At 68.7% G+C, this 10,537-nt stretch carries 8 protein-coding genes; 6 read left to right on the forward strand and 2 right to left on the reverse strand.

Going from position 1 to position 10,537, the window contains the following annotated elements:
* Positions 1-33: 33 nt before the first annotated feature.
* Complete coding sequence (locus CF68_RS25485; RefSeq protein WP_035824272.1) at positions 34-1,293, reverse strand: YbfB/YjiJ family MFS transporter; 1,260 nt, start codon at positions 1,291-1,293, stop codon at positions 34-36.
* A 130-nt stretch (positions 1,294-1,423) separates the two neighbouring features.
* Here CF68_RS25485 and CF68_RS25490 point away from each other — a divergent pair, with 130 nt between their 5' ends.
* The 3 genes from CF68_RS25490 (at position 1,424) to CF68_RS25500 (ending at position 4,689) form a co-directional block, all read left to right on the forward strand.
* Entirely contained in the window at positions 1,424-2,317 is an 894-nt protein-coding gene (locus CF68_RS25490) for a LysR substrate-binding domain-containing protein (protein ID WP_035824275.1), read from the forward strand.
* A gap of 102 nt (positions 2,318-2,419) precedes the next feature.
* Positions 2,420-3,919, forward strand: coding sequence for a nodulation protein NfeD (locus tag CF68_RS25495; protein WP_369798905.1), 1,500 nt, complete (start codon positions 2,420-2,422; stop codon positions 3,917-3,919).
* A gap of 2 nt (positions 3,920-3,921) precedes the next feature.
* Complete coding sequence (locus CF68_RS25500; RefSeq protein WP_035824280.1) at positions 3,922-4,689, forward strand: slipin family protein; 768 nt, start codon at positions 3,922-3,924, stop codon at positions 4,687-4,689.
* A gap of 62 nt (positions 4,690-4,751) precedes the next feature.
* Here CF68_RS25500 and alaS read toward each other — a convergent pair whose 3' ends face one another.
* On the reverse strand, positions 4,752-7,376 hold the full coding sequence (alaS, locus tag CF68_RS25505) for an alanine--tRNA ligase (RefSeq protein ID WP_035824282.1): 2,625 nt from the start codon (positions 7,374-7,376) through the stop codon (positions 4,752-4,754).
* A gap of 298 nt (positions 7,377-7,674) precedes the next feature.
* Here alaS and CF68_RS25510 point away from each other — a divergent pair, with 298 nt between their 5' ends.
* The 3 genes from CF68_RS25510 (at position 7,675) to CF68_RS25520 (ending at position 10,467) form a co-directional block, all read left to right on the forward strand.
* Positions 7,675-8,895 (forward strand): CaiB/BaiF CoA-transferase family protein, encoded by a 1,221-nt coding sequence (locus CF68_RS25510; RefSeq protein ID WP_035824285.1) that lies wholly within the window; start codon positions 7,675-7,677, stop codon positions 8,893-8,895.
* Positions 8,896-8,988: 93 nt separating this feature from the next.
* Entirely contained in the window at positions 8,989-9,444 is a 456-nt protein-coding gene (locus tag CF68_RS25515; RefSeq protein WP_035824287.1) for a DUF2214 family protein, read from the forward strand.
* 27 nt (positions 9,445-9,471) lie between these two features.
* Positions 9,472-10,467 carry a tripartite tricarboxylate transporter substrate binding protein gene (locus CF68_RS25520; protein WP_035824290.1) on the forward strand — a complete coding sequence of 332 codons (996 nt, stop codon included), beginning with the start codon at positions 9,472-9,474 and terminating at the stop codon, positions 10,465-10,467.
* Positions 10,468-10,537 lie beyond the last annotated feature (70 nt).

A 10,537-nucleotide genomic window follows, 5' to 3' on the forward strand; every position in this document is an offset into this window, starting at 1 on the left:
CGGCAAAGGCAATACTTTAGCGCACCTTGCCGATCAGCTCCGGGCGGCCGCCAGCGGCCAGGCGCGCAGCATCCAGGCGAATACCAGCGCGCCTAGCAGCAGCGCCGCCGCCGCGCACGCCAGCGAACCGGCGAAGCCCCCGGTGCGCGCCACCAGCGCGGTCGCCAGCGGCGGCCCGGCGATCTGGCCCAGGCCGTAGGATGCCGTCATCAGGCCCATCAGCCGCGCCGCATGCGGCCCCCACAGGCGCCGCGCCTCGCGCATCGCAAACGCCACCAGCGCGGTGAACGGCAGCCCCGCCAGCAGGCTGCTCAGGGCAAAGCCGGCCACGGTCGGCAACACCACCGCGATCGCCACGCCCAGCGCCTGCATGCCGTACAGCAGCGTCAGCAGCTTGCGGTTGTCGTGCGCCATGCCGACCCGCGTGGCCAGGAACGCGCCCACCGCCACGCCCGCGCCGAAGATCGGCCAGAACAGGTCGGCCCAGACCGTGCCGGGCAGCGCCTCGCGCGCAATCACTGGCAGGAAGGTCGCGGTGATGATGTAGCCGAAGCCGGCCAGGCCGTAGGCAAAGGTCAGCGCCCAAGTCTGGGCATCGAGCCGCGCGGCGGCTGTGTCGGCTGCCGCCTGGGATGCCGCCGTCGCCGCCGTCATCGGCACGGCCGGCTGCGCGACGAAGATCCGCCAGACCGCCGCCACCAGCACCACCGCCAGCGCCGTGAACGCGAGCCAGCCATAGTCCGCATGCCAGCCCGCGCCGACCATGCCCGACGCGCCCAGCCCAGTGACCACAATGCCCAGTCCCGGCCCGCAGAAAATCAGTCCGCCGAGCTCCGGCTTGCCCAGTTCCGCCAGCCGCTGCAGGCACCAGCCCGAGGTATAGACCAGCACCACCGCACTGGCCACGCCCGCGGCGGCGCGCCACAGCGACCATGCCGGCATGCCGCCCGGCAGGGCCATGCCCAGCGTCAGCAGCACCGTTGCGGCCAGGCCCCAGCGCACCATGCGCACCGCGTCGGGCCGGATGAACATGCACACTGCGGCACCAGCGAAGTAGCCGATGTAGTTGACCGTGGCCAGCCAGCCGCCTTGATGCAGCGTGACGGTGCCGTCATGCAGCATCATCGGCAGCAGCGGCGTGAAGGCAAAGCGGCCGATGCCCATCACCACCGCCAGCGACACCAGGCCGGCCATGGCCACGGCCACCGCGCCGGCTTCGCGCCGTGCCGACGCCCGGGTGGCCACGCGCGCAGCGGCGGGGTGTTCAGGGTCGAGGCTGTGGGGGTTCGGCATGGCTGGGGCTGGCGGCGGCCAGCGGTTGCATTGCGATGGCTGTATGCTACGCTGGCTTTATCATCCCCAAAAATGAATTATCAAGATGCCAGCCATCTTGATAAGAGATGGATAGCCTCAGGAGTCCCGCATGGACCTTGCCGCCCTCGAGATCTTCCGCGCCGTCGTCGAAGCCGGCGGCATCACCCGTGCGGCCGAGCGGCTGCACCGGGTGCAGTCCAATGTCACCACGCGCATCCGCCAGCTGGAGCAGTCGCTCGGGGTCGACCTGTTCGTGCGCGACGGCCGGCGCATGGTGCTGACGCCATCCGGGCAGACCCTGTTCGACTATGCCTGCCGCATCCTCAGCATGACCGAAGAGGCACGCCAGGCGGTGCTGCCGGCGCGGCCGCACGGCCGGCTGCGCATTGCCTCGATGGAGAGCACCGCCGCCAGCCGCCTGCCCAGTGTGCTGGCCGCGTACCATCAGGCCTGGCCCGCGGTACAGCTGGAGCTGGTGACGCTGGCCACGCGCCAGGCCCTGGATGCGCTGGCGCGCTTCGAGGTGGAATGCGCCTTTGTCGCCGAGCCGCTGACCGACCCGGCGCTGAGCGCCGTCCCGGTGTTCGAGGAAGAGCTGGTGGTGATCACGCGTGCCCACCATTGCCCGGTGCGCACCGCGGCCGACCTGGAGGTGCCGACGCTGCTGGCGTTCGAGCCCGGCTGCAACTACCGCGCCCGACTGGAGAACTGGTATGTGATCGGCGATGCGCCGACGCCGCGCGTGCTGCAACTTAGCTCGTACCATGCCATCGTCGCCTGCGTGGCGGCCGGCATCGGTGCGGCGATCGTGCCACGCTCGGTGCTGGGGCTGTACCGCGACCTGCCCGCCATCCGCCAGCACAGCCTGGGCGCGGCCGGCCGCGTGCGCACGCTGCTGGCCTGGCATCCGTCCATGGCCAGCACGGCCTTGCATGCGCTGATCGACACCCTCACCGCCCACTCACCCGGCCCCTCGGCCAGGCCTGACCTGGCGGCGGCCTGAGCGCCCGGCGCGCGGGCCCGAGGCAGCCCGCGTGCAAGATGTGCCCGGTGGCCTACACTTGAAGTGGCGCCATCACGGCACCTTGCGTGCCCCGCCCCTCTCATGAAACCTGCCACCGCGCTGCTGCGGGCCCTTCGGCCGATGTCCGGCCGGCTGCTGGCCGGCCTGGCGCTGGCGTGCGGCGCCGTTGCCCTCGCCGGCCCAGGTGCCCGTGCGGCGCCGCCCTCCGGCGCCTCGGCGCCCGCCGCCGCCGTCACGACCACGGCAACCGCGCCGGTCTACGTGATTCCGCTCAAGGGTGCGGTCAGCCCCGCCAGCGCAAGCTTTATCCTGCGCAGCATGCAACGCGCGCGCGAAGGCGGCGCCCAGCTGGTGGTGCTGGAAATGGACACCCCGGGCGGGCTGGACGCTTCGATGCGCGAGATCATCCAGGCCATCCTGGCCTCGCCGGTGCCGGTGGCCAGCTACGTCTATCCCGGCGGCGCGCGCGCGGCCAGTGCCGGCACCTACATCCTCTACGCCAGCCATATCGCGGCGATGGCGCCGGGCACCAACCTGGGCGCGGCCACCCCGGTGCAGGTCGGCATTGGCGGGCCGCAGAAGCCAGAGACCCTGCCCGGCGCCAAGCCCGCCTCCGCCCCCGCCAGCGAACCAGCGCGGGGCGACGCGATGGAACGCAAGCAAATGCACGATGCCTCGGCCTATATCCGCGGCCTGGCCCAGCTGCGCGGACGCAATGCCGAGTGGGCCGAACGCGCGGTGCGCGAATCGGTCAGCCTGTCGGCCGACGAGGCCCTGGCGCAGCGCGTGGTCGACCTGGTCGCCTCCGACCTGCCCGCGCTGCTGCGCCAGGTCGAAGGCCGCCAGGTCAGCGCCGCCGGCGGTAAGGCCGGCGTGCTGCGCACCGCCAATGCGCCGGTGGTGACGCTGGAACCCGACTGGCGCAACCGCTTCCTGGCCGTGATCACCGAGCCCAGCGTGGCACTGCTGCTGCTGATGATCGGCATCTACGGCCTGATCTTCGAATTCTCCACGCCGGGCATGGTGGTGCCCGGCATTGCCGGCGCGATCTGCCTGCTGGTGGCGCTGTTCGCGCTGCACATGCTGCCCGTGAACTACGCCGGGCTGGCGCTGGTGGCGCTGGGCATCGGCTGCATGGTGGCGGAGCTGTTCCTGCCGACCTTCGGCGCGCTGGGCGTGGGCGGCATCATCGCCTTCGCCTTTGGCGCGGTGATGCTGATCGACACCGACGTGCCGGGCTTCGGCGTGCCGCTGCCGATGGTGGCGGCGATGTCGGCGCTGTCCGCGATTTTCGTGTTCGGCATGTCGGCGATGCTGGTGCGCTCGCGCAAGCGCCCGGTGGTCAGCGGTGCCGACACCCTGGTCGGCGCCCGCGGCGAAATGCTGGACGACCTGCGCGAGGAAGGCTGGGCCACGGTGCGCGGCGAGACCTGGCGCGTGCACAGCGCCAGCTCCTTGCCGCGCGGCACGCCGGTGGTCGTCACCGCGCGCAAGGGCCTGGTGCTTGAGGTGATCGCCGCCGGCAACGCCCCGCTTGTCCCGACAACTCCACCCCAACCGACGCCAGACAAGGGAGCCTGACCATGGCCTACGGATTCAGCTTCGGCGGTTTGATCTTCCTGCTGGCACTGCTGGTGATCACCTCGTTCCGCGTGCTGCGCGAATACGAACGCGGCGTGGTGTTCATGCTCGGACGCTTCTGGCGGGTCAAGGGCCCGGGCCTGGTCCTGCTGATCCCCGCCGTGCAGCAGATGGTCAGGGTGGACCTGCGCACGGTGGTGATGGACGTGCCGCCGCAGGATGTGATCTCGCGCGACAACGTCTCGGTGAAGGTCAATGCGGTGGTGTACTTCCGCGTGGTCGATCCGGAACGCGCCATCATCCAGGTGGCGAACTTCCTGGAAGCCACCAGCCAGCTGGCGCAGACCACGCTGCGCTCGGTGCTGGGCAAGCACGAGCTGGACGAGATGCTGGCCGAGCGCGAGAAGCTCAACCTCGACATCCAGCAGGCGCTGGACGCCCAGACCGACGGCTGGGGCATCAAGGTCTCGAACGTCGAGATCAAGCATGTCGACCTGAACGAAACCATGATCCGCGCGATTGCGCGGCAGGCCGAGGCCGAACGCGAGCGGCGCGCCAAGGTGATCCATGCCGAGGGCGAGTTGCAGGCTTCGGTGAAGCTGCTGGAAGCGGCCCAGATGCTGGCGCGCGAGCCGCAGGCCATGCAGCTGCGCTACCTGCAGACGCTGACACAGATTGCAGGGGACAAGAGCTCCACCATCGTCTTCCCGCTGCCGATCGACATTCTCACCCGGCTCGCCGGCAAACCGCCCGGCGACGAGCGCCCATAGAAAATGGCGCCGAAGCGCCATTAGCAGTTGCCGGGCCTGAGGGGGTCGCGCCCCTCAGCCAGTCAGATCTTGCCCGCCACCCACTCGCTGACACCAGCCAGCGCCTGCGGCAGCTTGGCCGGCTCGGTGCCGCCAGCCTGGGCCATGTCGGGACGGCCACCACCCTTGCCGCCCACCTGCTGCGCGACAAAGTTGACCAGCTCGCCGGCCTTGACCTTGCCCGTGGCATCGGCCGTGACACCAGCGATCAGGCTGACCTTGCCGTCGGACACCGCACCCAGCACGATGGCCGCGCTCTGCAGCTTGTCCTTGAGCTTGTCCATGGTCTCGCGCAGGGTCTTGACGTCGGCGCCGTCCAGTTGCGCGGCCAGCACCTTCAGGCCCTTGATGTCGACCGCCTGCGCGGCCAGCTCGTCGCCCTGCGAGGCGGCCAGCTTGCTCTTCAGGCGTTCCAGCTCCTTCTCCAGCGCGCGCACCTGGTCCTGCACCTGGCCGATGCGCGGCACCAGCTCCGACGGCTGGGCCTTCAGCACGGCGGCGGCTTCGTTCAGCCTGGCGTCCAGGCCCTGCAGGTAGTGCAGCGCGTTGTCGCCGGTAATGGCTTCCACGCGGCGGATGCCGGCGGCAACGCCACCCTCCATCACGATCTTGAACAGGCCGATATCGCCGGTGCGGTGCACGTGGGTGCCGCCGCACAGTTCCTTCGAGGTGCCGATCGACAGCACGCGCACGTCGTCGGCGTACTTCTCGCCGAACAGGGCCATCGCGCCGCTCTTGACCGCGTCGTCGAACGGCATGATCTCGGCGTGCGTGTCGTCGTTGCGCAGGATCTCGGCGTTGACGATCTCTTCCACGCGGCGGATCTGTTCGTCCGTCAGCGCGGCGTTGTGCGAGAAGTCGAAGCGGGTCTTGTCCGCATCCACCAGCGAGCCCTTCTGCTGCACGTGGCTGCCCAGCACTTCACGCAGGGCCTTGTGCATCAGGTGGGTGGCCGAGTGGTTGCGCACGGTGCGCGCACGGCGCTGCGCGTCGACCTGCGCCGACACGGCATCGCCCACCTTGAGCGCGCCGCCTTGCAGCGTGCCCTGGTGGCCAAACACATCGGCCTGGATCTTGGTGGTGTCGGCCACGGCGAAGCTGGCGTTGCCAGCCGTCAGCACGCCCTGGTCGCCGGCCTGGCCGCCGGATTCGGCGTAGAACGGGGTGTTGTCGAGCACCACCACGCCGGTCTGGCCCGGCTGCATGGCGTTCACGGCGGCGCCGTCCACATACAGCGCGGTGACCTTGGCTTGCGGAAGTTCCAGCTTGTCGTAGCCGTGGAACACGGTCTTGTCGCCGGTGTACTCCAGGCCGGCGGCCATCTTGAACTTGCCGGCGGCGCGGGCCTGCTCGCGCTGGCGGTTCATGGCGGCGTCGAAGGCGGCCTCGTCCACGCCGATTTCCTGCTCGCGGCACACGTCCTGCGTCAGGTCCAGCGGGAAGCCGAAGGTGTCGTGCAGCTTGAATGCGAGTTCGCCGTCCAGCGTCTTGCCACCCTTGAGCTTCAGGTCGGCCAGCGCGGCGTCAAGGATCGACATGCCGTTTTCGATGGTCTCGAAGAAGCGCTCTTCCTCGGCCTTCAGCACTTCGGTCACGCGCGACTGGGCTTCAGCCAGTTCGGGATAAGCCTGGCCCATCTGCTCGACCAGATCGGCCACCATCTTGTGGAAGAACGGGGTCTTCTGGCCCAGCTTGTAGCCATGGCGGATGGCGCGGCGGATGATCCGGCGCAGCACGTAGCCGCGGCCTTCGTTGCCGGGGATCACGCCGTCGACGATGAGGAACGAGCACGCGCGGATATGGTCGGCAATGACCTTGAGCGAGTTCTGGTTCAGGTTGTCGATATGGGTTTCACGCGCGGCGGCCTTGATCAGTGCCTGGAACAGGTCGATCTCATAGTTGCTGTGCACGTGCTGCAGCACCGCGGCAATGCGCTCCAGGCCCATGCCGGTGTCCACGCACGGCTTGGGCAGCGGCGTCATGTTGCCCTGCTCGTCGCGGTTGAACTGCATGAACACCAGGTTCCAGACCTCGATGTAGCGGTCGCCGTCTTCCTCGGGCGATCCCGGGGGGCCGCCCCACACGTCCGGGCCGTGGTCGTAGAAGATTTCCGAGCACGGGCCGCACGGGCCGGTGTCGGCCATCTGCCAGAAGTTGTCCGAGGCGTAGCGCGCGCCCTTGTTATCGCCGATGCGCACGATGCGCTCGGCCGGCACGCCCACTTCCTTGGCCCAGATGTCGTAGGCCTCGTCGTCTTCCGCGTAGACCGTCACCCACAGCTTTTCAGCCGGCAGCTGGTAGGTCTTGGTCAGCAGTTCCCATGCGTACAGGATGGCATCGCGCTTGAAGTAGTCGCCAAACGAGAAGTTGCCCAGCATCTCGAAGAACGTATGGTGGCGCGCGGTGTAGCCCACGTTCTCCAGGTCATTGTGCTTGCCGCCGGCGCGCACCGAGCGCTGCGCCGAGGTGGCGCGGGTGTACGGGCGCTTGTCGGTGCCCAGGAACACGTCCTTGAACTGCACCATGCCGGAGTTGGTGAACAGCAGCGTCGGGTCGTTCGCCGGCACCAGGCTGGACGAGCGGACCACGGTATGGCCCTTCGATTCGAAGAACTGCAGGAACTTGCTGCGAATGTCTGAGACTTTCATGGGATGGCGGACGCTTGCCCTGGCGTGGCCGGGCGCGACGAATCAGTATGGGATTTGCAAACCGTTGATTATACGGGCAAGGCAGCCCGCCGGGCGCTTCAGGCATGGCGCCGGGGAGCCGGCCGGCTATCGCCCAAATCCCATCTTCATAAGCGCCTTATAAAGCACTCAAAGCCGCGCCGGCGATTTGCCGGTGGTACAGTGCAGGCAACCCGCGCCGGCCTCTGTTTCCAGGGGCGCGCCGACCTCTCGCTGTTCCGACCGATCCCCCGCCTTACCCACTGCACTGACTACCGCCATGGGAGCTTTAAGCCATCTCCGCGTCCTCGACCTGACCCGCGTCCTTGCCGGGCCGTGGTGCGCCCAGAACCTTGCCGATTTCGGCGCCGACGTGATCAAGGTCGAGCGCCCCGGCGCCGGCGACGACACCCGCACCTGGGGCCCGCCCTGGCTCAAGGACGAGGACGGCCGCGACACCGCCGAAGCCGCCTACTACCTTGCCGCCAACCGCAACAAGCGCTCGGTGACGTGCGACATCAGCACGCCGGAAGGCCAGCAGATCGTGCGCGAGCTGGCGGCGCAGAGCGACGTGGTGCTGGAGAACTACAAGGTCGGCCAGCTCAGGAAGTACGGCCTGGACTATGAGTCGCTCAGGCAGGTCAAGCCCGACCTGATCTACTGCTCGGTCACCGGCTTCGGCCAGACCGGCCCGTACGCCGCGCGCCCGGGCTACGACTTCATCATCCAGGGCATGGGCGGCTTCATGAGCCTGACCGGCGAGCGCGACGACCTGCCCGGCGGCGGCCCGCAGAAGGCCGGCGTGGCCATTTCCGACCTGATGACCGGCCAGTACGCCACCATCGCCGTGCTGGCGGCGCTGGCGCACCGCGACCGCACCGGCGAGGGCCAGTACATCGACATGGCACTGCTGGACGTGCAGGTGGCGATGCTGGCCAACATGAACACCAACTACCTGGCCAGCGGCCAGGCGCCGCGCCGCTGGGGCAATGCGCACCCCAATATCGTCCCCTACCAGACCTTCCAGGCCGCCGATGGCTGGATCATCGTCGCGGTGGGCAACGACGGGCAGTTCCGCAAGTTCGTCACCGACGGCGGCAAGCCCGAGCTGGCCGACGACCCGCGCTTTGCCACCAACCCGCAGCGCGTGGCCAACCGCGACGTGCTGGTGCCGATCCTGGCCGAGATGGTGCGCCCGCGCACCCGCGCCCAGTGGATCCGCGACCTGGAGGCCGCCGGCGTGCCGTGCGGCCCGATCAACACCCTCGACGACGTGTTCGAGGACGACCAGGTCAAGGCGCGCGGCCTGCGCGTGGACCTGCCCCACCCCAGCGCCGGCGAGGTCAAGCTGGTGGGCAGCCCGATCAAGATGAGCGCCACGCCCCCGCAGGCGCTGCGCCACCCGCCGCTGCTGGGCGAGCACACCGACACGGTGCTGGCTGACACGCTGGGCTACAGCCCTGAGCAGATCGAAGCACTGCGTGCAAAGGGTGTGCTGTAAGATTCTCCTCCTGCCGGCGGGCGGCCCTGGGGGCCCCGTCGGTGCCTTCCCGAAGCAGTTCAGTCCCACTGAAGCAAAGGCAAAGGAGAATCCATGCTGACCGACGCCATACTGTCCTTCCTGCATTTCCTTGCGATCTTCGTCCTGATCACCCTGATGGCCGCCGAGGCCGTGGTGCTGCGCCCGGAAATCACGCCGGCCGCGGTGCGGCGCCTGTCGCTGTACGACCTGTTCTATTTCCTGTCGGCGATGGTGGTGCTGGGCACCGGCCTGCTGCGCCTGTTCTACGGCGCCAAGGGCGTCGACTTCTACCTGCACAACCCGTGGTTCCACGCCAAGGTGGGCGTGTTCGTGCTGATCGCGCTGTGCTCGCTGCCGCCGACCTTCGCCATCGCGCGCTGGCGCAAGCAGGCGCGCCGGCTGCCGGATTACGTGCCACCGCCGTCCGAGCTAAAGGCCGCCCGCCGCTGGGTGATGATCGAAGCCCACCTGGTGATCCTGCTGCCGCTGTGCGCGGTCATGATGGCGCGGGGCATCGGCGCCAGATAAGAATCCCAATCCCCTGAAGTCCGAGACATGCTGAAGAAACTGCTTGCCGCCGCGCTGACCGCGGCCCTGCTGCCCGCCGCCGCCGTGGCGGCCACCAATGCCTACCCGACCAAGCCGGTCCGCTTCGTGGTGCCCTACCCCGCCGGCGGCCCGCTCGACACCGTCGCGCGCGCCATCGGCGAGAAGCTGCGCGACAGCCTGGGCCAGCCGGTGGTGGTGGAAAACAAGCCCGGCGCGGGCGGCAACCTGGGCGCGGACTACGTCGCCAAGCAGCCGGCCGACGGCTACACCATCGTCATGGGCGCGGTCGCCACGCACGCCATCAACCCGACGCTGTTCAGCAAGATGCCGTATGACCCGGTCAAGGACTTCGCGCCGATCACGCTGGTGGCCGACGTGCCCAACGTGCTGGTGATGCACCCGGGCAAGGCTGCCGAGCTGCACATCGACAACGTGCGCGACCTGGTCGCGTACGCGCGCAAGAATCCGGGCAAGCTGGACTACGCCTCGGGCGGCAACGGCAGCGCCGGCCACCTGTCGGGCGAGCTGTTCAAGAGCATGGCAAAGATCAGCATGGTCCATATCCCGTACAACGGCGCGTCACCGGCACAGCTGTCGGTGCTGTCGGGCCAGACCGACCTGATCTTCGACAACCTGGCTTCGGCCTCGGCCAATATCAAGGCGGGCAAGCTGAAGGCCTTTGCGGTCACCACCGCCAGCCGCGCCGCGGCCTTCCCGGAACTGCCGACCATCGCGGAAGCCGGCAAGGGGCTGGGCCTGGAAGGCTTCGACATCTCGACGTGGTTCGGCGTGTTTGCGCCGGCCAACACCCCGCGCGAGATCGTCGAGCGGCTTAACCATGAGATCGTGGCAATCCTGAAGACCGACGAGATGAAGGCACGCCTGGCCCGCATCGGCGCACAGCCGGCACCGACCACGCCCGAGCAGTTCGCGGCGCTGATCCAGCGCGAACTGAAGAAATATGCGCAGATCGTGAAGGTATCCGGGGCGAAGGTGGACTGACCCCCAGACACGAAAAGGAGAGCGGTGTTGGGTGCTCCCAAGCCGCCCGAGCTAGCCTAAGCAAGGTGTT

The organism is Cupriavidus sp. SK-4 (assembly GCF_000611125.1).
GTDB lineage: Bacteria > Pseudomonadota > Gammaproteobacteria > Burkholderiales > Burkholderiaceae > Cupriavidus > Cupriavidus necator.